This window comes from Methylobacterium amylolyticum (assembly GCF_030700245.1).
Taxonomy (GTDB): domain Bacteria; phylum Pseudomonadota; class Alphaproteobacteria; order Rhizobiales; family Beijerinckiaceae; genus Methylobacterium.
In genome coordinates this window covers 36,091-60,126 of the sequence record NZ_JAUYZI010000018.1, presented here as the reverse complement: position 1 = coordinate 60,126, position 24,036 = coordinate 36,091, and the positions used below count along the sequence as shown (strand labels likewise).

The window sequence follows — 24,036 nt, the reverse complement described above, 5'->3', positions numbered from 1 at the left end:
ACAAACTCCGGCTTCCCTCCATCAGAGCGAGCGGCGCGCTTGCCGCGAAGCTCACCGCATCACGAACGGGTTCTCCGGCGCGTCGCGGCTGGTCGAGATCCACACGCTCTTGGTCTCCAGATACGCGCGGATCGACTCGATGCCGCTCTCGCGGCCGATGCCGGAGCGCTTCATGCCGCCGAACGGCATCATGTAGCTCACCGCCCGGTAGGTGTTCACCCAGACGGTGCCGGCGCGCAGGCCCTTCGACATCCGCATCGCCCGGCCGATGTCCTGGGTCCAGACCCCGGCCGCCAGCCCGTAGATCACGTCGTTGCCGAGCCTCAGCGCCTCGGCCTCGTCGTCGAAGCCGATGATCGACAGGACCGGGCCGAACACCTCCTCCTGCGCGATGCGCATGTCGTTGGTGACGTCGGCGAAGATCGTCGGGGCGACGAACTGGCCGCCCTGCACCCCCTCCCCCGTGGCCGGGCCGCCGCCGAGCAGGCAGCGCGCGCCCTCGCTCTTGGCGAGCGCGATGTAGTCGAGCACCTTGGCGTATTGCGGCGGCGTGGTGATCGGGCCGATATTGGTCTCAGGCGCCATCGGGTCGCCGAGCCGGGCGGATCTGGCCAGCGCCACGAGCTGCTCGGTGAACTGTTCCCGGATGCTGTTCTGCACGAGCAGCCGCGAGCCGGCGATGCAGGTCTGGCCGGTGGCGGCGAAGATGCCGGAGATGGCGCCCGACGCGGCGGCCTTCAGGTCGGCATCCTCGAACACGATGTTCGGCGACTTGCCGCCGAGTTCCAGCGAGACGCGCTTGATCTGCTGGGCCGCGGTCGCGTAGATCCGCGCGCCCGTGGCGTCCGAGCCGGTGAAGGTGATCTTGGCGACATCCGGGTGCTCGACGATCGCGGCGCCGGCCTCCTGGCCGTAGCCGGTGACGACGTTGAACATACCGTCCGGCAGCCCGGCCTCCCTGGTGAGCGCCGCGAATTCCAGCGTGCTCGCCGAGGCGAACTCGGACGGCTTGACCACCACCGCGCAGCCCGCCGCCAGCGCCGGGGCGCATTTCCAGGCGACGAACAGCAGCGGCGAGTTCCAGGCGGTGAGCGCGCCCACCACGCCCACCGGCTCGTGCCGGGTGAAGGCGAAGGTCTCGGGCTTGTCGATCGGGACCTGCGCGCCCTCGATCTTGTCGGCGAGCCCGGCGAAGTAATACCACCATTCCGGCTGGTAGCGGGTCTGGCCGTACATCTCGGCGAACAGCTTGCCGTTGTCGCGGACCTCGACCTCGGCGAGCGCCCGCGCCTCGCGCTCCACGAGGTCGCCGATCCGGCGCAGCACCTTGCCCCGGGCCGACGCCGTCATCGTCGCCCAGGGGCCCTCCCACATCGCCCGCTTGGCCGCAGCCACCGCCCGGTCCACGTCGGCGCGCGTGCCCCGCGGGATCCGCGCCCAGGGCTCGCCGCGATAGGGATCGACGGAGTCGAGCCACTGGCCCTCGACGGGATCGACGGAGGCGCCGTCGATGTAGAGCTGGTAGGTCTTCATGGGCCGGGTCCCGGTTGCCGGTGGACCCGCCCGAATATGGGCCCGCGCGCCGGAGCGGCGAGCCCCGCGGCGCCTCAGGCGTTGGCCGAGAGGCGCTTCACGTCGGCGTCGACCATCTCGGTGATCAGCGCCTCCAGGCTGGTCTCCGCCTCCCAGCCGAACGCCGCCTTGGCCTTGGCCGGCTCGCCGAGCAGCACCTCCACCTCCGCCGGGCGGAACAGGGCCGGATCGATCACCAGATGATCGTCGATGTTGAGCCCGACATGCTTGAAGGCGATCTCGCACATCGCCCGCACCGTCGTGGTGCGGCCGGTGGCGATCACGTAGTCGTCCGGGGTCTCCTGCTGGAGCATCAGCCACATCGCCTTGACGTAGTCGCGCGCGTGGCCCCAGTCGCGCTTGGCGTCGATGTTGCCGAGCCGCAGCTCGGTCTGCTTGCCGAGCTTGATCCGCGCGACCGCGTCCGTGACCTTGCGGGTGACGAACTCGACGCCGCGCAGCGGACTCTCATGGTTGAACAGGATCCCGTTCGAGGCGTGCAGCCCGAAGCTCTCACGGTAGTTGATCGTCATCCAGTGCGCGTAGAGCTTGGCCACGCCGTAGGGCGAGCGCGGGTAGAACGGCGTCGTCTCGCTCTGCCGCGCCTCCTGGATCAGGCCGAACATCTCCGACGTGGACGCCTGGTAGTAGCGCGCCTGCGGGGCGACGCTGCGCAGGCACTCCAGCATGTGCACGGCACCGAGGCCCGTCACCTGCCCGGTGAGCAGCGGCTGCTGCCAGGAGGAGGTGACGAAGGACTGCGCGGCGAGGTTGTAGATCTCGTCCGGCTTGGCCGCCTGGACGATGCGGGTGAGCGCCGACAGGTCGAGCAGGTTGCCGTCGACGAGCTCGACGTCGTCGAGGATGCCGAGCCACTTGAGGCGGTGGTCGTAGACGCCGGCATGGCTGGAGCGGCGCACGATGCCGGTGACCGCGTAGCCCTTCCCCAGCAGGAACTGCGCGAGGTACGCCCCGTCCTGGCCCGTCACGCCCGTGATCAGAGCACGCTTGCCGCTCATCAAAACCGCCTCTTCGAAAGTTCAGGGCTGCTAAGACCGATCCGCCGCCGCCGTCAAGGCGCGGCCGGTCGCCTGAAGTTGTACGGATACAGCGCGGCCTCGACGCAGGGTCGGTATTCCGGGCGGATGCTCAGGGCCGGCCGATCCAGGCGCGGACCCCGTCCCGCGAGCGGAACGCCTCCAGCGCGTGCACCCGCGCCCCGGGCAGCGCGGCCTCCGCCATGGTCGCCAGCGCGTGGCCGGGGCCGAGCTCGATCACCCGGTCCGCCCCGTATTCCCGGCAGGCGTCCAGGCAGGCGGCCCAGTCGATCGTCCGCGCGATCTGGAGGGCGAGCTTCTCGCGCCCCGCCGCCGCGTCGAACACCGGCGCGCCGTCGAGGCCGCTGACGAGGCGGGGGGCGCCCGCGGCCGGCCGATGGGTCTCGGCCCCGGCCAGGATCCCGCGGAACCGCGCGGCGGCCGCGTCGAGGAGCGGCGTGTGCGAGGGCGTGTGCACCGGCAGCACCACGGCGCGCTGCGCGCCCAGTCCCGTCGCCTCCCGGCAGAGCGCGTCGAGGGCGTCCCGCGCGCCGCCGACCACGCCGCTGTCGGCGGCGTTGCGGATCGCGAGGTGGCAGCCGTGCCGCTCCGCCAACGCGGCGAGCGCGTCGAAGCCGAGCCCGCGGATGCCGGCGAGGCCGAACCCGTCGCCGGAGGCCGCGTCCATCGCCTCCGCGCGGGCGGCGGCGAGCCGCAGCACCGTATCGGGACCGAACCGGCCGGCCACCCCCCAGGCGGCGAGGTCGCCGATGCTGTAGCCGGCGACGATCGCCCGCTCCGGCCGCGCCGCCGCCACGACCTGCCAGCCGGCGAGGCCGGCGACGCAGCACAGGATCTGCCCCGTCCGGTTGTCGTGGAGCGCCGACCCGCCCGCCCGGGCCAGCGCGCGCGGGTCGGCGCCGAGCAGGGCTGCGGCCGCGGCGAAGACGCCCTGCGCCTCGGGCAGGTCGGCGGTGAGGTCGAACATCCCCGGGTGCTGGCCGCCCTGGCCGGAGAGCAGGATGGCCAGAGTCACGCGGCGGCCCGGGCGCCCACCGGGACGGATCGCAGCGCGGCGCGGTCCCGGTACTTGGCGAGCACCGGTCCGCCCGCCGGCGCGTCGCGAAGCTCGCGCCAGTGGACCCCGCCGCCGTCGGGCAGCAGGATCTCGCCGTCGAGGCGCATCGGCGCGGCATCGGCGATCCGGACGAGGCCGTCGAGGAGGTCCGACGGCACCGGCTCGGGGCAGGGCCACAGCAGGTCGAGGTCGGAGGCCGCGGTGAGATAGGCGAGCCCCGTCATCGCCTGCCAGAGCAGGCCGCCGAACGGCCGCGGCGGGCTCCCGCAGCGCGCGCCGAGGGCGACCAGCGCGTCGAGCGTCGGGCGCCACGCGGCGGGCGCGTGCGCGGCGGCCTCGGCCAGCGTCGGCGCGGTCACGGGCGTGAGGTCGGCGGCCGGCAGGGCGAGGCCGATCCGGCGCTTGCCGTCGGCCGGCGGCAGCGGCAGGCCGAGCGGCACGCGGTCCGTCCCCTCCCCCGGGTGGGAGCGGCGGACGATCAGCGGCCGCCGGGCCCCCGCCCAGCCGGCGAGATGGGGCAGGCCGTCGAGGTCCGGCCGGTCGCGCAGCAGCGCGGCCCAGGCGGCGGGGGCGGCCCGCACGAGGTCGTGGCGGGCGTGAGCCTCAGGCACCGCGCGCCCGCTCGGCGACGCGGTCGGCGATCTCCGCCGCGACCGGTCGGCCGCCGCGCTCGGCGCCGAGCCGGTCGCGCGCGTCCCCGTCCGCCAGCCCGGCGATCAGGGCGCCGACCTGTTCCGCCAGGGACTTGCCCGGGTCGAGCACCGCGTGCACGGCGCCCGCGGCGACCATGTTGTCGAGGCCCGGGGCGAAGACCGGGGTCGATCTGGCCATCTCCGTCAGCGTATCGAGCGGCAGCTTGGTGACGCGGGCGACCGAGGGCAGGTCCATCACGCTCGGGTTGGCGCCGGGCAGGGCCGCCAGCACCCGCGTCGCCAGCGCGGTCGCGATGAAGGCGCCCGCCGCCGAGTGGCCGTAGATCAGCCCGACGGTGGGGTGGCCGGAGCGGTCGGCGAGCAGCAGCGCCTTGGCGAGGTGGGCGAGGTACTCGTTGAGCCCGAGCAACTCGTCGCGCCGGCTCATGCGCTGGCTGTCGGAATCGACCGCCACGAGGATCGGCGACCGGTCGCACGCGCGCACCGCGTCGAGCACCCGGCCCGCCAGGGCCAGGGCGCCCTCGATCCCGAGCGGCGTGTCGCCGTCGACGCCGATCACGTGCAGCCGCCCGCCCGCGAACGGCCCCTCCCCGCTCACCAGCCCGTCCGCGACCGTGACGGCGTGCCCGCCGGGAAACAGCGAGGCCAGGATCTCAGCGAGCGTCATGGTTCGCGCCTCCCACGCCCGCCACCGTCTCGTCGAAGGCCCGCGCATCCATCGCCGGCACGGCGTCGGGATCGTTGACCCCGAGCCGCGCCCACACCTCCGTCGCGTCCCGGCAATCCCCGAATTCTTCCAGTCGATTCCGGAGGCGCGCGTGCTCCGCCTCCAGCGTGGCGAGGTCGAAGGCCGGGGCGCGGCCGATCAGGGCGCGGGCGGCCTCCCGGAAGGCGGAGACGGAATCGGCGCAGAACGCGTCGGCGCCCCCGGTGAGGCGCCGGTGCTTGCCGCCCATCGTGCGCCACACCAGCGCCCGGTCGCGGGAATCGAACTCCTCCGCGCCCTTGTTGGTCTCGATCACCTCCGGCCCCGAGACCGAGATGCGCCCGCCCTCCGACACGGCGAGCCGCGAGCAGGTCCCGGCGATGAGGCCGCCGCCCCCGTAGGCCCCGGCCCGGCCGCCGATCAGCCCGATCACCGGAACCCCGTCCGCCCGGACCTCCGCGATCGCCCGCATCGTCTCGGCGATGGCGGTCTCGCCGGCATTGGCCTCCTGGAGGCGCACGCCGCCGGTGTCGAACAGGATCAGCACGGCGGCGGGCTTTATCTCGCGCGCCGCGCGCAGCAGGCCGACGAGCTTCGCCCCGTGCACCTCGCCGAAGGCCCCGCCCATGAAGCGGCCTTCCTGCGCGGCCACGAGCACCGGCCGTCCGTCGAGCCGGCCGCGCCCGACGACGACCCCGTCGTCGAAGGCCCGCGGCAGGTCGAACAGCGGCAGGTGCGGGCTCATCCGCCGCTCCTCCGGCCCGAGGAACTCCGCGAAGCTGCCCGTATCGAGGAGGGCATCGACGCGCTGGCGCGCGCTCGCCTCGTACCAGCTCAAGGCATCGCGATCGATCGCCACGCTCACCCCTCCATCAGCCGGGCGCCCTGCAAGAGGCGCAGCGAGACGGTGTCCGGCCGGGCGCCGCCGTCGTTGATCGAGATCCGGATCCCGCCGGGCTCGGCGCGGGCGACGAAGTCGGCCACCACAGCCTCCCAGACCGGGCCGTAGCCGGTGATCGGCGTCTCGATCGCCACCTCGCAGGCGTCGGGCGGCAGCACCCGCTCCAGCAGCACTTCGAGGTTGCCCGAGGCGACCACGCCGGTGATCGCCTGGGGCTTGGCGCCGGGAAGCGGCTTTTTGGTCGTGTGCCGGAACGTCAGAGATTCCATCCGCGGACTCCTCACGGGCGTCGCTCCTCCCCTTGCGGGGAGGAGTTGGAGGTGGGGGTGGTGCAGAAGGCACCGGATCGCTCGATCCTGAACCACCCCCACCCCTGACCCCTCCCCGCAAGGGGGAGGGGAACGATTCCTCACCAGTTCCGGAACCGGGCCGGCGGTTCGTAGAGGCCGCCCGACCAGTGGACGAGATCCTTGATCGAGCGCGCGGCGAGCAGGGAGCGGTCGGCGTCCAGCGGCTCGATGCCGAGATCCTCCGGGCGGCGGATCACGCCCCGGGCGCGCAGGGCCTCGACCTTCGCCCGGTCGCGGCCGCGGCCGACCTCGGTGTAGCCCGCCACCCCGCGGATCGCCTGCTCGCGCTCGTCCGCGTCGCGGCAGAGCAGGAGGTTGGCGATGCCCTCCTCGGTGACGATGTGGGTGACGTCGTCGGCGTAGATCATCACCGGCGCCAGTTCGAGCCCGATCTTCCGCGCCAGTTCCAGCGCGTCGAGGCGCTCGACGAAGGTCGGCACCAGCTTGTCGCCGAAGGTCTCGACGAGCTGCACGACGAGCTTGCGCCCGCGCATCAGCGCCGGGTCGCCGACGACCTGCCCCTCGCGGCCCGCCTTCATCCACGGATCGGAGGGGTGGCGCCGGCCGTGCGGGTCCGAGCCCATGTTCGGCGCGCCGCCGAACCCCGCCACCCGCGACTGCGTCACGGTGGAGGAGTGCCCCATCAGGTCGATCTGGAGGGTCGCGCCGATGAACATGTCGCAGGCGTAGAGCCCGGCCGTCTGGCAGAAGGCCCGGTTCGAGCGCAGGCTGCCGTCCGAGCCGGTGAAGAAGATGTCTGGCCGCGCCCGGATGTAGCGGTCCATGCCGACTTCCGAGCCGAAGCAGTGGATCTGCTCCACCCAGCCCGACTCGATCGCCGGGATCAGGGTCGGGTGCGGGTTGAGCGCCCAGTGCGTGGCGATCTTCCCCTTCAGGCCCAGCCGCTCGCCGTAAGTCGGCAGCAGCAACTCGATCGCCGCCGTGCCGAAGCCGATGCCGTGGTTGAGCCGGCGGATGCCGTACTCGGCGTAGATCCCCTTGATCGCCATCATCGCGATCAGGATCTGCGTCTCGGTCATCGCGCCGGGATCGCGGGTGAACAGCGGCTCGACGTAGAACGGCTTGTCCGCCGCCACAACGAAGTCGATCCGGTCGCCGGGGATGTCGACCCGGGGCACCCGGTCCACGATTTCGTTCACTTGCGCGATCACGACGCCGTTCTTGAAGTGCGTCGCCTCGACGACGGTCGGCGTGTCCTCGGTGTTGGGGCCGGTGTAGAGGTTGCCGTCCCGGTCGGCGCAGACGCCGGCGATCAGCGCCACGTTCGGCGTCAGGTCCATGAAGTAGCGGGCGAACAGCTCCAGGTAGGTGTGCACCGCCCCGAGCTGGATCTGGCCGCCGTAGAGCATCCGGGCGATCCGCGCCCCCTGCGGGCCGGAATACGAGTAGTCCAGCCGCCGGGCGATGCCGGTCTCGAACACGTCGAGGTGCTCGGGCAGGACGATGCCGGACTGGACCATGTGCAGGTCGTGGACCCGGCCGGGGTCGCACGCGGAGAGCGCCCGGGCGAGGCAATCCGCCTGCTTCTGGTTGTCCCCCTCCAGGCAGACCCGGTCGCCCGGCCGCAGCACCGCCTCCAGCAGATCGACCGCGGCCTGCGCCGCCACGACCTTGCCGCGTCCGGCGAGATGGGCGCGGCCCGCGTCGAGGCGCGCGTCGCGGGCCTGCCTGTCCCCGCGCCAATCGGCCATCCGGGCCTCCTCCGTATGCGAGCACGGCCTCATAACCGCTCGATCGCATTCTCAGAACCGCCTGTTCGACCAATCTGTATACGGAACGGCCGACCTGTCAAAGACCTCGCGCCCGCGCGCAGAACCCGCGGTCCAGCCCGCGAGCCGGCCGCACCTCCGCTGCCAAACGCCCGATCCGCGGCCCGGTTCACGGCGGCGCCGGGCCGCGACTTGACGGTGCCGCCGGCCTGCGGCTGAGCATGCGGCGCCCGGTCGGGCACGGGGGACCAGGGTCATGGACAACCAGAGCGCGCCGGAGATCGGGGGGCGCGAGCTCCTCTCGGACCGGATCCGCGACGCCCTGACCGACGCCATCGCCTCCGGCGACCTCGCCGCCGGCACGGCGCTCGACGAGCAGCACCTCGCCGAGCGCTACGGCGCCTCGCGCACGCCGGTGCGGGAGGCGCTGCGCCAGCTCGCGACCGCCGGGCTCGTCGAGATCCGCCCGCGCCGGGGCGTGGTCGTCGCGCGGCTGACGCCGGAGCGGATCGCCGACATGTTCGAGGTCACCGCCGAGATCGAGGCCCTGTGCGCGCGGCTCGCCACCCACCGGATGACCCCGCTGGAGCGCGGCCGGCTGATGGACCTGCACGAAGCCTCCGCCGCCGCGGTGGAGACCGGTGACCTCGACGCCTACGACCGGCTCAACCGCGCCTTCCACGAGGCTCTCTACGCAGGCACCCACAACGCCTTCATGGCCGAGCAGGCGCTGGCGCTCCGCGAGCGGCTGGCCGCCTTCCGCCGGACCCAGCTCCGCCACGGCGACCGCATCCGCCGCTCCCGGGAGGAGCACGGCGAGATCCTGGCCGCGGTCGCGGAGGGGGACGGCGAGGCGGCAGCGAGGCGCATGCGCGCCCACATGCTGCGCGCCGCCGCGGCGCTCGGCCGCTACATCGCCGAGACCGGCGCGGGCTGAATCTCGGGCGCGGGCCGAGCCTCAGGGGCGGCCCGGCTCGCCCAGCGCGTCGGCGAGGCGGCCCATCCGCTCGGCCGCCCGCGCGATCCCGTCGGCCGCGCGCGCCGCCTCGTCCGCCCGGGCACGCTCGGCCGCGTCGGCGGCGCTCCTCAGGGCGGCGACCTCCCCTTCCAGACCGGAGAGCCGCCCGCGCAGCTCGGCCAGCTCGTCGGCCAGCGTCAGCGCCGCCATCACCTGCAGGCGCATGTCGCCGATCTCGCCGAAATCGGCGCGCATCCGGCCGATGCGCCCCCCGAGATCCGCGGCGAGCCCGGTCAGGTGCGCCTCCTCTCCGGGACCGCAGGCCATGCGGTACTGGCGGCCGTCGATGGTGACGTTGATCGTGGGCATCCGTCAAAGCCTCGCTCAGGGCCGCCCGAGCACGCCCTCGACCGCCTCGATCGCCCGGTCAAGGCGCTGCCCGACCGCGCCGTTCGTGGCCTCGACCTCGGCGAGCCGGGCGCTCGCCGCGTCGAGGGCGGCGGCGAGCCGGGCGCGGTCCGCGTCGAGGATCGCGAGTTCCGCGTCGCGGTCGTCCGGCTCGGCCTCGGCCTCCAGCCGGCGGTTGACCGCCGCCTCGACGCGGGCGAGCGCCGCGTCGAGGCGGGCCAGCGCGACGTCGGTCGGGCTCGTGCCGGTCGGATTCGTGTCGGGCGGGGACGTGTCGGTCCTGGGTGTCATGGTCCTGGGTGTCATGGGCTCGTCGCGTGTCCGGGCACAGGTTTCGGCCGATGTCGCCCGGATTTCCAGCCCGAAATGCACGTCCTCCGCGCGGGCCGGCCGCCTCCGCGCCGTCCTGCACAGCCGTGCACAGGATGTCGGCAGGGGACGGCGATTGTCACGGCCGCGCGTTTGACAGGTCGGGGGGCCATGCTAGACAGCCCCGCGCTCCCGGAAGGGGCCGCCCAGCATGCCGCTTGACCGGTCCGCGACGTTCCCGTGGCCCGCGCCCGCGCCGTCCGATCCGACGGGACGCGGCGTCGGAGGCCGGGCCGGCGCGGATCCGGTTCATCGCCGGTTCAAACCCGCCCGCACAGATCCGCCCGCCACGGAGGGTGCGGCCCAGGGCTGCCGAGGCCGCGCCGAGGACCGTCCCAGGGGCTCGGCGCGCGGCGCCCCGCTAACGTAAGGAGTCACGCCGTGACGGTGAAGGTTGCCATCAACGGGTTCGGGCGCATCGGCCGCAACGTGCTGCGCGCCATCCACGAGGCCGGCCGCAAGGACATCGAGGTCGTCGCCATCAACGATCTCGGGCCGGTGGAGACCAACGCCCACCTGCTCCGCTACGACTCGGTCCACGGCCGCTATCCCGGCGAGGTCGCGGTCGACGGCGAGTTCATCGTGGTCGACGGCAAGCGCATCAAGGTCACCGCCGTGCGCAACCCGGCCGAGCTGCCGCACCGCGACCTCGGCGTCGACATCGCCTTCGAGTGCACCGGCATCTTCACGTCGAAGGACAAGGCCAAGGCCCACCTCGACGCCGGCGCCAAGCGCGTCCTCGTCTCCGCCCCCGCCGACGGCGCCGACCTGACGGTGGTCTACGGCGTGAACCACGACAAGCTGTCGGCCGACCACCTCGTCGTGTCGAACGCCTCCTGCACCACGAACTGCCTCGCGCCGGTCGCCAAGGTGCTGCACGAGGCCGTGGGCATCGAGCGCGGCTTCATGACCACGATCCACTCCTACACCAACGACCAGCCGTCGCTGGACCAGATGCACAAGGACCTCTACCGGGCCCGCGCCGCGTCCCTGTCGATGATCCCGACCACGACCGGCGCGGCCAAGGCGGTCGGCCTCGTCCTGCCGGAGCTGAAGGGCAAGCTCGACGGCACCTCGATCCGCGTGCCGACTCCGAACGTCTCGGCGGTCGACCTCGTCTTCACCGCCAAGCGCGAGACCTCCGTCGAGGAGATCAACGCGGCGATCAAGGCGGCCGCCGCCGGCCCGCTCAAGGGCGTGCTCGGCGTGACCGACCGGCCGAACGTGTCGATCGACTTCAACCACGACCCCCATTCCTCGACCTTCCACCTCGACCAGACCAAGGTCATGGACGGCACCTTCGTGCGCATCCTGTCCTGGTACGACAACGAGTGGGGCTTCTCGAACCGCATGGCCGACACCGCCGTGGCGATGGCCAAGTTCTTCTGATCGAGGACTTCCTCCGATCAGGGACCTCTTCTGATCGGTGACGAACGCCCGCCGCCTTCGGGCGGCGGGTCTGCGCGACGAGGGGCGGCACAATTCCTTGCACGGGATCAGTGGAATGATCGACGCTTCGCAGGGCTCGTCGAGCGGACAGGGCTTCATCCCGCCGACGCCCGCCCCCTCCCCGGCCGAGCCGCCCCGTCCCGCCGCGCAGGTCCCGGCCCGGGCGCCCGAGCCGGTCTCGCCCTTCTCGGCCAACCAGGTCTTCGACCAGCTCGCCCGGATCGAGGACAAGGCCTCGCGCATCGAGGACAAGTACGCCCGCTCCGAGGCGCTGCTCTCGCGCGTCGAGGACAAGATGGACGGCGCCGCCACGCGCATGAACGAGGCCGCGCGCCAGTCCGACCTCGCTGCCCTGCGCTCCGAGACGCGGGCGCTGTCCGAGCGCGTCCGCCGGGTGCCCGGCACCGGTGCCCTGGTGCTGACCGCGGTGATCACCGCCGTGCTGACCGTGGTGCTGATGGTGGCCGTGCAGCGCCTGAACCTCGACACCCTGCTGCCGGCGCGTCCGGCCGGCACCACGTCCGCCCAGTAATCGACCTGTCCCGACGCGAGCCCAGATGAGCGCCTTCCGCACCCTCGACGACGCCGGCTCGCTCCGGGGCAAGCGCGTGCTGATGCGCGTCGATCTCAACGTGCCGATGGAGGGCGGCCGCGTCACCGACGCCACCCGCATCGCGCGGGTGGCACCGACGATCCGCGAGGTCGCGGAGCAGGGCGGCAGGGTCGTGCTGCTCGCCCATTTCGGCCGGCCGAAGGGCAAGCGCGAGGCGAAGGACTCCCTGGAGCCGGTGGTGCCCGCCCTGTCCGAGGCGCTGGGGCGCCCGGTCGCCTTCGCCGCCGACTGCGTCGGCGCGGACGCCGAGCGGGCGGTCGCCGCGCTGGCCGACGGCGACGTGCTGCTCCTCGAGAACACCCGCTACCACGCGGGCGAGGAGAAGAACGACCCGGCCTTCGCCGACGCGCTCGCCGCCAACGGCGACGTCTACGTGAACGAGGCCTTCTCCGCCGCCCACCGGGCCCACGCCTCCACCGAGGGGCTGGCCCACCGGCTGCCGGCCTTCGCGGGCCGCGAGATGCAGGCCGAACTCGACGCCCTGACCAAGGGGCTGGAGGCGCCGAGCCGCCCGGTGATCGCCATCGTCGGCGGCGCCAAGGTCTCCTCCAAGATCGACCTCCTCGAGAATCTCGTCGCCAAGGTCGACATCCTTGTGATCGGCGGCGGCATGGCCAACACCTTCCTGCACGCCGAAGGCAAGCCGGTCGGCAAGTCGCTGTGCGAGCGCGACCTCGCCGAGACGGCGACCCGCATCCGCGCCGCCGCCGAGAAGGCCGGCTGCCGCATCCTCCTGCCGGTCGACGCGGTCGTCGCCTCGGAGTTCAAGGCGCAGGCCCCGCACGAGACCGTGTCGGTCGACGCGGTCCCCGAGGGCGGCATGATCCTCGACGCCGGGCCGCAATCGGTCGCCGCGATCGAGGCCGCCATCGACGAGGCGAAGACCCTGGTCTGGAACGGCCCGCTCGGCGCCTTCGAACTCGCGCCCTTCGACGCCGCCACGGTGGCCGCTGCCCGTCACGCGGCCGCGCGCACCCGGGCCGGCGCGCTGGTCTCGGTGGCCGGCGGCGGCGACACGGTCGCCGCCCTCAACCACGCGGGCGCGGCCACCGACTTCACCTACGTCTCGACCGCGGGCGGCGCCTTCCTCGAATGGCTGGAGGGCAAGGCGCTCCCGGGCGTCGAGGCGCTGCGGGCCAAGGGCTGAGCGAAGGGCTGAGATCACGCCTCTCCCGGGGGGCAGGACGCACAGGGTCGGGCCGGGGCAGGCCCTTTCGGACGAGGAATTCACCGTGGCACGCATCACCCTGAGGCAGCTTCTCGACCACGCGGCCGAGCACGAGTACGGCGTGCCCGCGTTCAACCTGAACAACATGGAGCAGGGGCTCGCGATCATGGCGGCGGCCGACGCCACCGACTCGCCGGTCATCCTCCAGGCGAGCCGCGGGGCGCGGGCCTACGCCAACGACGTGGTGCTGGCCAAGCTGATCGACGGCCTCGTCGAGATCTACCCGCACATCCCGGTCTGCATGCACCTCGACCACGGGAACAACGAGGCGACCTGCGCCACCGCGATCCAGTACGGCTTCACCTCGGTGATGATGGACGGCTCGCTGAAGGCCGACGGCAAGACCCCGGCCGACTACACTTACAACGTCGAGATCACCCGCAACGTCACCAAGATGGCCCACTGGGCCGGCGTCTCGGTCGAGGGCGAGCTCGGCGTGCTGGGCTCGCTGGAGAGCGGCCAGGGCGAGGCCGAGGACGGCCACGGTGCCGAGGGCACCCTGTCCCACGACCAGCTCCTGACCGACCCGGACGAGGCGGTGAAGTTCGTGGAGGCCACCAAGGTCGATGCCCTGGCGGTGGCGATGGGCACCAGCCACGGCGCCTACAAGTTCACGCGCAAGCCCGACGGCGACGTGCTCGCCATGAACGTGATCGAGGAGATCCACCGCCGGCTGCCGACGACCCACCTCGTCATGCACGGCTCCTCCTCGGTGCCGCAGGACCTGCAGGACATCATCAACCAGTACGGCGGCCAGATGAAGCCGACCTGGGGCGTGCCGGTGGAGGAGATCCAGCGCGGCATCAAGCACGGCGTGCGCAAGATCAACATCGACACCGACAACCGCATGGCCATGACCGGCCAGATCCGCAAGATCCTGACCGAATCCCCCTCCGAGTTCGACCCGCGCAAGTACCTCAAGCCCGCCATGGAGGCGATGACCAAGCTGTGCAAGCAGCGCTTCGAGGAGTTCAACACGGCCGGCCAGGGGGGCAAGATCCGCCCGATCTCGGTGGCCGAGATGGCCAAGCGCTACGCCAGCGGCTCGCTCGACCCGAAGATCGGCGCCAACTGAGGCGCGGATGAGCGCGCAGCGTCTCGCCCTGCTCGGGCCGCACGGCCTCGACGCCGGCGGTGTCGACGCTTTCGCGGCCGGGCTCGGTGCGGCCTGCGCGGCGGGCGACGTGGCGGCCGTGGTGCTGCGCCTCGCCCAGGCCGACGAGCGGGCGCTGACCGGCCTGGTCAAGCGGGTGGCGCCCGTCGCCCAGGAGCACGGCGCCGCGCTGGTCGTCGCCTGCGCAGGGTTTGCCGGCGACCTCGCCGCCGTGGCGACCCGCGGCGGCGCGGACGGCGTGCACGTCGACAAACCGCGCGATCTGGCGCGCGACCTCAAGGACCTGCGCGGCCGCCTGCGCGAGGGGCGCATCCTCGGCGCGGGCGGGCTGGAGACGAAGCACGCCGCGATGGAGGCGGGCGAGGCCGGGATCGACTACCTGATGTTCGGCGGCCTCTACCCGGACGGCGCCGCCCCCGACGCCGAGACGGTGCGGGCGCGGGCGGCGTGGTGGGCGGAGATCTTCGAGACCCCCTGCATCGCGGTGGCGGCCGCGGAGGCCGAGATCGTACCGCTCGCCGAGACGGGGGCGGAGTTCGTCGGACTGGAGAGCGGGATCTGGATGGCGGGGCCGGACGCGGTGGCGCGGGCGCAAGCGGTGCTCGCGGGGGACGCCGCGTGAGGGCGTTGGCCCTGGCGCTCGCGGTCCTGCTCGCGGCCGGTCCGGCGCGGGCCGCGTCGAGCGCCACCGACCCGAAGGCCACAGCGACCCAGTCCCCAAAAAAACCGATGCGGGACCTCCCGAGCCCGTACACGCCGGGCGCGCCGCTCGGGGCAGTGCCGCCGGCCACGGGGCGGGCGCCGGACTTCGCCTACGGGGCCTACCAGCGCGGGCAGTACATCACAGCCTTCCGCGAGGCGACCAAGCGCATCGAGGCCGACCCGAAGGACGCGGCGGCGATGACGCTGCTCGGCGAGTTGTACAACCAGGGCCTCGGTGTGCGGCAGGACCCCGTGAAGGCCGCCGACTGGTTCCGGCTGGCGGCGGCGCAGAACGACGCCGCGGCGATGTCGTCCCTCGGGCTGATGGCCCTCGACGGCCGCGGCGTGGTCAAGGATACGAAGGCCGGCCGGCGCTGGCTGGAGCAGGCCGCCGCGCAGGGCTCGCCCACCGCCGCCTACAATCTCGGCCTGATCCTGGTCGGCACCGGCGCCGCCGCCGACGAGGCGGAGGCGGCCCGGCAGTTCCGCAAGGCGGCGGACGCGGAGGTCGGGCCCGCGCAGCACGACCTCGGCGTGCTCTACCTCCAGGGGCGCGGCCTGCCGAAGGACCCGACCCAGGCGGCCCAGTGGTTCCGGCGCGGGGCCGACAACGGCGATCTCGCGAGCGAGGTCGAGTTCGCGATCCTGGTGTTCAACGGGATCGGCGTGACGAAGGACGAGCGGCTCGCCGCCCGCTACTTCTCGCACGCGGCCTCGCGCGGCAACGCCATCGCCCAGAACCGGCTGGCCCGGCTCTACGCCACCGGCCGCGGCGTGCCGAAGAACCTCGTCGAGGCCGCCGCCTGGAACCTCGCTGCGGCCGGCCAGGGCCTGTCGGACGCGTGGCTCGACCAGGCGCTGGCCGGGCTCTCCGCCGACGATCGGGCCCGCGCCGAGCGGCTCGCCAACGAGCGGATCGAGCAGCGGTAGGGCGCGGCCGGCGCCCTACTCCGCCTTCGACCAGTCCACCCCCGCCTCCAGCTCCGGCAGGAGCACCACGCTCTCCTGCTCGTTCGGGTCGGTGCGGGCGATCACCGCGATCACCGGCTCGGTCGTGCTGCGGTTGTAGGGCAGGTGGGGCACGCTCGGGGCGATGTAGACGAACTCCCCCGCCCCGGCGATCGCGTGGTGCTCCAGGCGCTCGCCCCAGAAGCAGCCGGAGACGCCGGAGAGCACGTGGATGGCGGTCTCGTGCGCCGCGTGCATGTGGGCGTAGGCGCGCTCGCCCGGGGCGATCTCCAGGAGCTGGAGGTGGATCGCCTTCGAGCCCACCGCCTCGGCCGAGATCGCCGGGCTGTAGGTGTGGCCCTGCTTGCCGCGGAACGGCTTGCCCGCCTGCACCACCATCAGCCCCTCGCGGGGACGGTCGGATCCGGTTGCCATCATGCCTCCTGCGGCCGCTCCTCGACGCGGAAGGCCTGATCTACCGGCACCTGCAGGCCGTTGACCAGGGCGTTGGTCTGGTTCGCCATGCCGACCACCGCCAGGAACTCGCCGTGCTGCTCCGGCGTGAGCCCCTTGGCGCGGGCGGCCGCCGTGTGGGAGTGGATGCAGTAGGGGCAGCCGTTGGCGATCGAGACGGCGATGTAGACCAGCTCCTTGGTCAGCGGGTCGAGCGTCCCCGGACCCATCACCGCCTTCAGGGTGGCCCAGGTCCGCTCCAGCAGCGCCGGGTCGTTGGCGAGCCCCCGCCAGAAGTTGTTCACGAAGTCCGAGCCGCGCGTCGCCCGGATGTCGGCGAACACCGCCCGCACCCGCGGGTCGGCCTCGGCCGCCGCGTCGTCCCACAGGGTCACGGTCGCCATGGCGATCACCTCGGAGCTTGCGCCTCAGAGCTTGCGCCTCAGAGCTTGCAGGCGCCGTCGAGCGCCCGGTTCTCGGCCTCGGTGAACAGGCGCGAGCGGATGTGGAAGCGCTTCTCGCGGCCGTTCTCCAGGGAGAACATGCCGCCGCGGCCGGGCACCACGTCGAGGATGATGTGGGTGTGCTTCCAGACGCCGAACTGCGACCGCGAGATGTAGAAGTCGGCCCCGCCGACCTGGCCGAGATGCACGTCGCCGTCGCCGGTCAGGAAGTCGCCGACCGGGTAGCACATCGGCGAGGAGCCGTCGCAGCAGCCGCCCGACTGGTGGAACATGACCGGGCCGTACTCGGCCCGCAACTCCTCGATCAGCGCGAGCGCCGCGGGCGTCGCGGTGACCCGCAGCGGCGTGCCGTCGGCGCCGGCCTGCTCGGCTGTGGTGGCCTCGACCGTCCCTGCCCCGTCCATGCTGGCCTCCCTGCCCTGTCGAAGGTCCGGGTTTCGAAAGGGCGCGCCGTTGCGGGGGGGGGGGGGGCGCCCGCCCACGGCCGGGGCTCCGCCCCGGCACCCTGCCGGAGGGCGCGCCCTCCGGACACCCGATCGGATATGCGTCCCCGGGGGCGGATGTCCACCATCGCGCCCGCAACGAAAAAACCCCGGCCTCGCGGCCGGGGTCAAGGTGGTCTCGGGAGACCCGGCCAGACGCCTCAGAAGAATCCGAGCTTCTTGGCCGAGTAGCTGACCAGCATGTTCTTCGTCTGCTGGTAGTGATCGAGCATCATCTTGTGGGTCTCGCGGCCGATGCCGGACTGCTTGTAGCCGCCGAAGGCCGCGTGGGCCGGGTAGGCGTGGTAGCAGTTCGTCCAGACGCGGCCGGCCTGGATCGCCCGGCCGAAGCGGTAGGCGCGGGTCCCGTCGCGGGTCCAGACGCCGGCGCCCAGGCCGTACAGGGTGTCGTTGGCGATCGAGAGCGCCTCGGCGTCGTCCTTGAAGGTCGTGACCGACAGGACGGGGCCGAAGATCTCCTCCTGGAAGATGCGCATCTTGTTGTGGCCGCGGAACACGGTCGGCTTCATGTAGAAGCCGTCGGCGAACTCGCCGTCCTTGACGTTGCGCTCGCCGCCGGTGAGGCACTCGGCCCCTTCCTGCTTGCCGATGTCGACGTAGCTGAGGATCTTCTCGAGCTGCTCGGACGAGGCCTGGGCGCCGATCATGGTCGCCGGGTCGAGGGGCGAGCCCTGCGTGATCGCCTCGACGCGCTTGACCGCCCGCTCCATGAAGCGGTCGTAGATCGACTCGTGCACCAGCGCGCGGCTGGGGCAGGTGCAGACCTCGCCCTGGTTGAGGGCGAACATGGTCAGGCCTTCGAGCGCCTTGTCGAGGAAGTCGTCATCCTCGTTGGCCACGTCCGCGAAGAAGATGTTCGGCGACTTGCCCCCGAGCTCCAGCGTCACCGGGATCAGGTTCTGCGAGGCGTACTGCATGATCAGCCGGCCCGTCGTCGTCTCGCCGGTGAAGGCGATCTTGGCGATGCGGGGCGAGGAGGCCAATGGCTTGCCGGCTTCGAGGCCGAAGCCGTTGACGACGTTGACGACGCCCGGCGGCAGCAGGTCGGCGATCAGCTCCAGCACGACGAGGATCGAGGCCGGTGTCTGCTCGGCGGGCTTGAGCACCACGCAGTTGCCCGCCGCCAGCGCCGGGGCGAGCTTCCACACCGCCATCAGGATCGGGAAGTTCCACGGGATGATCTGGCCGACGACGCCGAGCGGCTCGTGGAAGTGGTAGGCGACCGTGTCGTGGTCGATCTCGGAGATCGAGCCCTCCTGCGCGCGCACGCAGCTCGCGAAGTAGCGCCAGTGGTCGATGGCGAGCGGGATGTCGGCGTGGGTGGTCTCGCGGATCGGCTTGCCGTTGTCCCAGGTCTCGGCGAGCGCGATCAGGTCGAGGTTCTCCTCCATCCGGTCGGCGATCTTGAGGAGGATGCGGGCGCGCTCGGCCGGGGCGGTGCGGCCCCAGGACTCCTTGGCGGCGTGCGCCGCGTCGAGCGCCCGGTCGATGTCGGAGGCGTCGGAGCGGGCGACCTCGCAGATCACCTTGCCGGTGATCGGCGAGGTGTTCTCGAAGTAGCGGCCGGCGCTGGGGGCGACCCACTGGCCGCCGATGAAGTTCTCGTAGCGGGCCGAGAAGGGCGACTTGACTCGGGCGTCACCGAGGAATTCCGGCTTGTTCATAGGCGTTTTCCTTCCGTGAGGCCCCGAGCCTCGTGAACCGCGGCTCTTTCAGTTTCAGTCGGGCCCGGTCGTTTGGGCGGCCGCGACCGCTTCGGCTCGAGGTGCAGCCAATGGCAGAAGGGCGGGCGAATCAAGGTGGACTTTTGGCCAGTGCCCTCCGGCGGCGATCCTACGCCCGCCGCGCGGCGATGGCGACGGGGGGCGCGGGGTATCCGCGCGGTGGGGCTCAGCCCGCCAGCGCGAGCGGCAGCACGAGGGCTGCGACCGGCAGGGCGGCCAGGGCGGCCGCCCGCAGCCAGACGGGGCGCCAGGACAGGAGCGCCACGACGGCGAGCGCCGCGGCGGTGAGCGCGCCGAGCCACTGCACCGGCCCGAACGCCCAGCCGCCGCAGGCGATCGCGGCGGCGAAGGACAGCCCGATGCCGCACCAGCCGGCCGCGCGCAGGGCCTTGGCCCGCCCGCGGACCGCGGGGGTTTGCAGGGCGGCGCGGTGGTGACGGTCGAGGCTGAGGGCCAGGGCCGCGAGGCCGGAGAAGGCCAGGGCGAGGCTGACGGCGAGGGCGGCGGCGGTCATGCGCGGGCGGTGCCTTCAGGAATGGAAGCCCCCCGCAGCCGCCCCGGCACCCGCAGCGACAGCCGGGCGCCCAGGGCGAGGAGGAGCGCGAGCAGCGCCATCGCGAGGTCGAAGCCCAGGAACCGCGCCTCGCCGACCAGCACCGCGTCGGCGACCGGCACCACCGCGAAGGCCGCCGCCGCGAGCCCGAGCCCGACCGGCCAGCCCCGCGTCCGCGGCAGCAGCGCGCACAGCAGCGCCGTCAGGGCCCAGGCGGCGAAGAAGGTCCGGGTCTCCCACGCCGCCCGTTCCGCCAGCCCGAGGGGCAGGAGGCGGTTGGCGAGGAAGTAGGCGGCGAGCGCGGTGGGCAGCCCGGCGATGGCGCCGAGGTTGAGGATCCGCACGAGGCGCAGGCCGAAGCCCGCGGGATGCGCGACCTTCGGGGTCCGGGCGACCGCCCAGAGCACGAGGCCGGTGGCCACCGTCGCCGCGCCCATCGCGCCGCAGAGCATGAACAGGGCGCGGAGCGCCGGGGCGGCGAAATGCGCCTCGTGCAGGCCGATCATCACCGCGCCGGTGCGGGTGGCCCCGCCGGCGGCGCCGGTGCGCGCGACCTCCGCCCCGCTGCCGACGTCGTAGGCGATCTGCGGGTGCAGGTGGGCGAGCCCGTGCGGCTCCTCGAAGACGGCTGTGACGGTGCCGGCGGCGTCGCCGGGCATCGTCGCCAACAGGGCCTCGGGCGCCTCGCCGCCGTCCCGCACCGCCCGCGCCAGGATCTCGCCGAGGGACGGCGGTGTGCCGGGCCGCCCGGCCGGCATGCGCGTCGCCGGCATCAGACCGGCCTCGGCGTAGTAGCGCAGCACATCGCCCCCGTAGGCGACCTGCGGGCCCCACGGCATCAGCAGCGGCGCCAGCGTGACGAGGCCCGAATAGGTGATCATCAGGTGGAAGGGCAGCGCCAGGACGCCGACGACGTTGTGCGCGTCGAGCCAGCCGCGCTGGGCCGAGCGGTCGCGGCGGAAGGTGAAGAAGTCCGCGAAGATGCGCCGGTGGGTGACGATCCCGGAGATCAGGGCCACCAGCAGCACCATCGCGCAGATCGCGACGATCCAGCGGCCCCAGAGCGGCGGCAGGCTCAGCTCGTAGTGGAAGCGGTAGAGGAAGTCGCCGCCCCGCGTGTCGCGGACCCGGGCGGTCTCCCCGGTCGCCGGGTCGAGGAGCGCGCGGTGGAACGGCCCCTCCAGACTTTTCCACCAGTGGACCTCGGTCGCCGGCATCTCGGGCTTGGGCATCACGACGTACCAGCCGGCGGCGTCCGGCATCTGCCGCGCCAGGAAGGCGCCGGCGGTCGTGGCCGCCTGCACGGGGTCGACCGCCGTCTCGGTCAGCTCCGGCCGCATCCAGCGGGTGATGTCGTCGCGGTAGTAGCTCGCGGTGCCGGTGACGAACACCGCGAACAGCGCCCAGCCGACCACGAGGCCCGACCACGCGTGCAGCCACGCCATCGCCGGCCGGAACGGGCGCGGCGCCGTCACGCGAACCCGCCCGCGAGCCATACGCCGCCGCCGAGCCCGGCCGCGACCACCCCGAGGCCGAGCGCCGCGCGGGCGAGCGTACGCGCGGCGAACACCCAGACCACGGCGGCGGCCATCAGGGCGAAGCTCCCCAGCGTGCCGGCCGAGACCGCCTCGGATCGCGGGAGCGGCAGGGAAAGGGCGAGCAGCGCGGCGGCGAGGGCGGCGACCGCGTATCCGCCGAAGGCCGCCAGCGCGACGCGCCCGGCCACGCCGAGCCGATCGACGAGACCGATCGCCGGCCGTCCGCTCATCGGGGATCTCCGCGCCTGTGCCGAGCCATGCCGCCGGGTAACAGCGCGCCGTGCGGGGGTGCAACCGCTATGTTCCGGAACGATTCCAGCGTGGACGGGCGCGGCCCGGGCCGGTCAGGAGGCCGGACCGGCGTCTCCGGCGGCCTGGGGCGCGCCCTCCCGGTCGGGCATGGCGTAGCCCCGCCGCCACGTGGCGTGCTCGTCCGAACCCTCGAGATAGGGGTTGGCCTCCGGCGGGTCGCCGCGCTCGCGCGCGTGGCGGCCCTCGTCGCTGATGGCGGTGGGCGAGCGGTCGGGGAAGGACATGGTTGGGCTCCTCCCGCGCGGGACTTCTGCACGAACCCGTCGCGTCCGGTGGGAACGGGCGCGGGGGCGCTTCGATCCTTGCACCGCGTGACGGCGGGCGCCGGCCTCGGTGATCAACCCCAGGGGATCAGTCATCGCGGATCGACGAGGAGGAGCGCGAAGATGTCGGCGATCTCGCCGTCGCCCGCCCGTGCAAGGGCCGTCATGGCGAGCTCGGCGCTGTCGCAGGCGTCGGCCGCGTCGGCGCGTCCGAGTTCCGCCTGTGGGTCGTAGTCGGCCGTGTGCCGGCGCTGCTGAAGGTCGACGAAGGCGCTCGCGAAGGTGCGCATCTCCTGCGAGACCCGGGGCCGCCGCAGCAGCTTCGCGTACCGGGGTGCGAGGTGCGGCTTCTCGATCGCGACGCAGACATCCCGCATCCGGCCGTGCGCGAAGCCGCGGTACAGCAGCGCGTAGGCCGCCGTTTCGCCCTCGTCCCGGCCGATGAACCGCTCGGCCGCCGTCCGCAGAGCGGCGTGGAAGAGGGCGTAATAGGCCGTAGAAATCGCCCGCCGGTGGGCTGCATCGCTCGGCGTCGCCCCGGAGGCGAGCGTCCGGGCGACGCCGAGGAGGTCAGCCGGCTCGAGCATGCCCGCGGTCGTTCCAATCGGCTTGGGAAAGGAAACGCACGAAGGGATAGTGCTCGTCGCCGGCCGCGATCAGACCGTCGCGGATCGTCTGCGCCACGCGGATGCGCGTGAGCGCGTCGGGAGGCCCCCCACGATCCTGCGCAAACACGAAGGCGATGAAATAGGCGAGGCGATCCTCCGCATCCGGGGCGAGATCGACCTCGACCGCCGCAGCAGATCGCCCGGCGACGCTCTGCAAGGCTTCACCGCTGAGCCTGCGAATCTCGGCCGCGTGCAGATGGGACATCGTCCAGAAGTGGCGGGTCTGTCGGACGCAGTCAACGGACCCACCCGGACGGTCTCCGCCTCAGGCCCCCGGCACCCCCGCCCGCGCCACGTCGCCCGCGCTGGCGAGGTCCGGCAGCGACCAGCACAGCCCCATCACCCGCTTGGCCTGGGCCTGCGGCAGCACGCCGTCGGCGAGGTCGAGGAACTTCGCTTCGAGCTGCCGGTCGCTCATCGGCGTCTCGACGCTGCCGATCGCGTGCTCGATGCGGCGGTGGACGGTCCGGCCGTCGTTCAGCGTCACCGTCATGTCCACCTGCGCGGGGTCGATGCCGGGGGTGACCACCGGGAAGACCTTTTGGCGCAGGGCGACGACGCGGGGATCGTTCACCGCCCGGTCGCTGAACTGCTTCTCGCCGCCCGCCCCCTCGACGAAGGCCACCGCGGCGGCGTGGTAGATGCTGAACTTGCCCTCCAGCCCGGTCTTCGGCGCGGTCTTGCCGGTGAGTTCCAGGACGAGCGGATGGACCTTGAGGTCGACGCGCCGGATCTCCTCCGGCTTCACGTGATCCGCGTCGCGGATCTGGATCGCGGCGTCGATCGTCGGGTGCATGACGATGCCGCAGGCGAACGGCTTGTAGGTGTTGAGCGCGCTCTCGTAGCGGGTCCCGAGCCCGTCGGTGATCTGCGACCAGTCCTGCTTGGTCGAGATCGTCTGCGCCCAGCCGCGGCGGACCTCGATCATCCGGTCGGAGGAGGTGAAGCCCTTGGCGGCGAGGATCGCCGCGAACAGGCCGTTGGCGGCCGCGCGGCCGGGGTTGAAGCTCTTGTTCATCGAGCCGAACGACTCGCGCAGGCCCACCGGCTGCGAGGCGGCGAGCCCCAGCGCGTAGGCCGTCTGCTCGTCGTTGAGCCCCATCAGCTTGGCCGCGGCCGCCGCCGCGCCGAACGGGCCGCAGGTGCCGGTGATGTGCCAGCCGGCATCGTAGTGGTTCGGGTAGACGGTGTTGCCGATCCGGCACTCGACCTCGATCCCGGTCACCAGGGCGGCGAGGAAGTCCTTGCCCGAGACCGGCTTCATCTCGGCGTAGGCGAGGATCGCCGACGCCACCGGGCCGGCGGGGTGGATGATCGTCTTGAGGTGGGTGTCGTCGAAGTCGAAGATGTGGCTCGACACGCCGTTGAGGAAGGCGGCGTTCATGATGTCGAACCGCTCCGAGCGCCCGAACAGCCCGGCCTGCGGCGGCCCGGAGAACGGCTGGAGCGCCGAGACCGCGATGTCCACCGTCTCGTGGTGCGAGCCGCCGATCGCCACGCCGACCCAGTTGAGGAAGCTGCGCACGCCCTCGCGCCGCACCGCCTCGGGCAGCGCGTCGTAGGACGATTCCTGGATCCACCGGGCGAGGATTTTCGTGACGGGCGGCGGCGGTGTCGTGCTCTTCGCGGCGGGGGCGGCCGTCTCGGCGGCCCGCGCGACCTGGAGCGCGGGCACTGTGACGGCGAGGCCGGCGGCGCCGATCAGCGAGCGGCGGTTCAGGGTCATGGCGTCCTCCCGGGCG

General features: G+C 72.9%; 28 protein-coding genes. 7 read left to right on the top strand and 21 right to left on the bottom strand.

Annotated elements, in window-relative coordinates; all coding sequences use genetic code 11:
• Nucleotides 1–51 precede the first annotated feature (51 nt).
• From Q8W71_RS14435 to mdcA, 8 genes are all read right to left on the bottom strand, one after another.
• On the bottom strand, nt 52–1,533 hold the full coding sequence (locus tag Q8W71_RS14435; RefSeq protein ID WP_305526077.1) for an aldehyde dehydrogenase: 1,482 nt from the start codon (nt 1,531–1,533) through the stop codon (nt 52–54).
• Nucleotides 1,534–1,607: 74 nt separating this feature from the next.
• Nucleotides 1,608–2,591, bottom strand: coding sequence for a GDP-mannose 4,6-dehydratase (gmd, locus tag Q8W71_RS14430; RefSeq protein ID WP_305526076.1), 984 nt, complete (start codon nt 2,589–2,591; stop codon nt 1,608–1,610).
• A 130-nt stretch (nt 2,592–2,721) separates the two neighbouring features.
• On the bottom strand, nt 2,722–3,645 hold the full coding sequence (locus Q8W71_RS14425; RefSeq protein ID WP_305526075.1) for an ACP S-malonyltransferase: 924 nt from the start codon (nt 3,643–3,645) through the stop codon (nt 2,722–2,724).
• The gene (gene mdcG, locus Q8W71_RS14420) at nt 3,642–4,298 is read right to left on the bottom strand and encodes a malonate decarboxylase holo-[acyl-carrier-protein] synthase (RefSeq protein WP_305526074.1); all 657 of its coding nucleotides are present in this window, start codon (nt 4,296–4,298) and stop codon (nt 3,642–3,644) included. The genes Q8W71_RS14425 and mdcG overlap by 4 nt, the downstream gene beginning before the upstream one ends.
• Nucleotides 4,291–5,007: a biotin-independent malonate decarboxylase subunit gamma gene (gene mdcE / locus Q8W71_RS14415; protein WP_305526073.1), complete on the bottom strand. Its 717-nt coding sequence runs from the start codon at nt 5,005–5,007 to the stop codon at nt 4,291–4,293. The genes mdcG and mdcE overlap by 8 nt, the downstream gene beginning before the upstream one ends.
• Nucleotides 4,994–5,911 carry a biotin-independent malonate decarboxylase subunit beta gene (locus Q8W71_RS14410; protein ID WP_305526072.1) on the bottom strand — a complete coding sequence of 306 codons (918 nt, stop codon included), beginning with the start codon at nt 5,909–5,911 and terminating at the stop codon, nt 4,994–4,996. The genes mdcE and Q8W71_RS14410 overlap by 14 nt, the downstream gene beginning before the upstream one ends.
• On the bottom strand, nt 5,908–6,216 hold the full coding sequence (gene mdcC, locus Q8W71_RS14405) for a malonate decarboxylase acyl carrier protein (RefSeq protein ID WP_305526071.1): 309 nt from the start codon (nt 6,214–6,216) through the stop codon (nt 5,908–5,910). Before mdcC ends, Q8W71_RS14410 begins: the two co-directional genes overlap by 4 nt.
• 140 nt (nt 6,217–6,356) lie before the next feature.
• On the bottom strand, nt 6,357–8,009 hold the full coding sequence (mdcA, locus tag Q8W71_RS14400) for a malonate decarboxylase subunit alpha (protein ID WP_305526070.1): 1,653 nt from the start codon (nt 8,007–8,009) through the stop codon (nt 6,357–6,359).
• Between the two features lie 274 nt (nt 8,010–8,283).
• On the opposite strand from mdcA, the gene Q8W71_RS14395 reads away from it, so the two are divergent.
• Nucleotides 8,284–8,964, top strand: a complete 681-nt coding sequence (locus Q8W71_RS14395) for a GntR family transcriptional regulator (protein WP_305526069.1) — start codon at nt 8,284–8,286, stop codon at nt 8,962–8,964.
• Nucleotides 8,965–8,985: 21 nt separating this feature from the next.
• Here the strand turns inward: Q8W71_RS14395 and Q8W71_RS14390 are convergent, their stop codons facing one another.
• Nucleotides 8,986–9,354: a cell division protein ZapA gene (locus Q8W71_RS14390; RefSeq protein WP_305526068.1), complete on the bottom strand. Its 369-nt coding sequence runs from the start codon at nt 9,352–9,354 to the stop codon at nt 8,986–8,988.
• Between the two features lie 15 nt (nt 9,355–9,369).
• Complete coding sequence (locus Q8W71_RS14385; RefSeq protein ID WP_305526067.1) at nt 9,370–9,684, bottom strand: DUF4164 family protein; 315 nt, start codon at nt 9,682–9,684, stop codon at nt 9,370–9,372.
• 459 nt (nt 9,685–10,143) lie between these two features.
• Between Q8W71_RS14385 and gap the strand changes: the two genes are divergently transcribed.
• The 6 genes from gap (at nt 10,144) to Q8W71_RS14355 (ending at nt 15,798) form a co-directional block, all read left to right on the top strand.
• Nucleotides 10,144–11,151, top strand: coding sequence for a type I glyceraldehyde-3-phosphate dehydrogenase (gap, locus tag Q8W71_RS14380; RefSeq protein ID WP_305526066.1), 1,008 nt, complete (start codon nt 10,144–10,146; stop codon nt 11,149–11,151).
• 115 nt (nt 11,152–11,266) lie between these two features.
• The gene (locus Q8W71_RS14375; RefSeq protein WP_305526065.1) at nt 11,267–11,743 is read left to right on the top strand and encodes a hypothetical protein; all 477 of its coding nucleotides are present in this window, start codon (nt 11,267–11,269) and stop codon (nt 11,741–11,743) included.
• 25 nt (nt 11,744–11,768) lie between these two features.
• Nucleotides 11,769–12,971 (top strand): phosphoglycerate kinase, encoded by a 1,203-nt coding sequence (locus tag Q8W71_RS14370; RefSeq protein ID WP_305526064.1) that lies wholly within the window; start codon nt 11,769–11,771, stop codon nt 12,969–12,971.
• An 85-nt stretch (nt 12,972–13,056) separates the two neighbouring features.
• On the top strand, nt 13,057–14,127 hold the full coding sequence (gene fba, locus Q8W71_RS14365; RefSeq protein ID WP_305526063.1) for a class II fructose-bisphosphate aldolase: 1,071 nt from the start codon (nt 13,057–13,059) through the stop codon (nt 14,125–14,127).
• A gap of 7 nt (nt 14,128–14,134) precedes the next feature.
• Nucleotides 14,135–14,788 (top strand): thiamine phosphate synthase, encoded by a 654-nt coding sequence (locus Q8W71_RS14360; protein ID WP_305526062.1) that lies wholly within the window; start codon nt 14,135–14,137, stop codon nt 14,786–14,788.
• A complete protein-coding gene (locus tag Q8W71_RS14355; protein ID WP_305526061.1) occupies nt 14,785–15,798 on the top strand; it encodes a tetratricopeptide repeat protein in 1,014 nt (337 codons plus the stop codon). Before Q8W71_RS14360 ends, Q8W71_RS14355 begins: the two co-directional genes overlap by 4 nt.
• Nucleotides 15,799–15,813: 15 nt before the next feature.
• On the opposite strand, the gene Q8W71_RS14350 is transcribed toward Q8W71_RS14355, so the two are convergent.
• The 11 genes from Q8W71_RS14350 to Q8W71_RS14300 form a co-directional block, all read right to left on the bottom strand.
• Nucleotides 15,814–16,215 carry a cupin domain-containing protein gene (locus Q8W71_RS14350; protein WP_370875415.1) on the bottom strand — a complete coding sequence of 134 codons (402 nt, stop codon included), beginning with the start codon at nt 16,213–16,215 and terminating at the stop codon, nt 15,814–15,816.
• Between the two features lie 35 nt (nt 16,216–16,250).
• The gene (locus Q8W71_RS14345) at nt 16,251–16,673 is read right to left on the bottom strand and encodes a carboxymuconolactone decarboxylase family protein (RefSeq protein WP_305526059.1); all 423 of its coding nucleotides are present in this window, start codon (nt 16,671–16,673) and stop codon (nt 16,251–16,253) included.
• A 38-nt stretch (nt 16,674–16,711) separates the two neighbouring features.
• Nucleotides 16,712–17,137 (bottom strand): DUF779 domain-containing protein, encoded by a 426-nt coding sequence (locus Q8W71_RS14340; RefSeq protein ID WP_305526058.1) that lies wholly within the window; start codon nt 17,135–17,137, stop codon nt 16,712–16,714.
• 239 nt (nt 17,138–17,376) lie between these two features.
• Nucleotides 17,377–18,900, bottom strand: coding sequence for an aldehyde dehydrogenase (gene adh / locus Q8W71_RS14335; RefSeq protein WP_305526057.1), 1,524 nt, complete (start codon nt 18,898–18,900; stop codon nt 17,377–17,379).
• 226 nt (nt 18,901–19,126) lie between these two features.
• Entirely contained in the window at nt 19,127–19,474 is a 348-nt protein-coding gene (locus tag Q8W71_RS14330) for a DUF3325 domain-containing protein (RefSeq protein WP_305526056.1), read from the bottom strand.
• On the bottom strand, nt 19,471–20,988 hold the full coding sequence (locus Q8W71_RS14325; protein ID WP_305526055.1) for a PepSY-associated TM helix domain-containing protein: 1,518 nt from the start codon (nt 20,986–20,988) through the stop codon (nt 19,471–19,473). Before Q8W71_RS14325 ends, Q8W71_RS14330 begins: the two co-directional genes overlap by 4 nt.
• Nucleotides 20,985–21,281 (bottom strand): iron transporter, encoded by a 297-nt coding sequence (locus tag Q8W71_RS14320; RefSeq protein WP_305526054.1) that lies wholly within the window; start codon nt 21,279–21,281, stop codon nt 20,985–20,987. Before Q8W71_RS14320 ends, Q8W71_RS14325 begins: the two co-directional genes overlap by 4 nt.
• Before the next feature lie 114 nt (nt 21,282–21,395).
• Entirely contained in the window at nt 21,396–21,587 is a 192-nt protein-coding gene (locus Q8W71_RS14315; protein WP_305526053.1) for a ribosome modulation factor, read from the bottom strand.
• Between the two features lie 131 nt (nt 21,588–21,718).
• Complete coding sequence (locus Q8W71_RS14310) at nt 21,719–22,213, bottom strand: hypothetical protein (protein ID WP_305526052.1); 495 nt, start codon at nt 22,211–22,213, stop codon at nt 21,719–21,721.
• A complete protein-coding gene (locus Q8W71_RS14305) occupies nt 22,197–22,499 on the bottom strand; it encodes a hypothetical protein (protein ID WP_305526051.1) in 303 nt (100 codons plus the stop codon). Before Q8W71_RS14305 ends, Q8W71_RS14310 begins: the two co-directional genes overlap by 17 nt.
• A 60-nt stretch (nt 22,500–22,559) precedes the next feature.
• Nucleotides 22,560–24,020, bottom strand: coding sequence for an MmgE/PrpD family protein (locus tag Q8W71_RS14300; protein ID WP_305526050.1), 1,461 nt, complete (start codon nt 24,018–24,020; stop codon nt 22,560–22,562).
• Between the last annotated feature and the right edge of the window lie 16 nt (nt 24,021–24,036).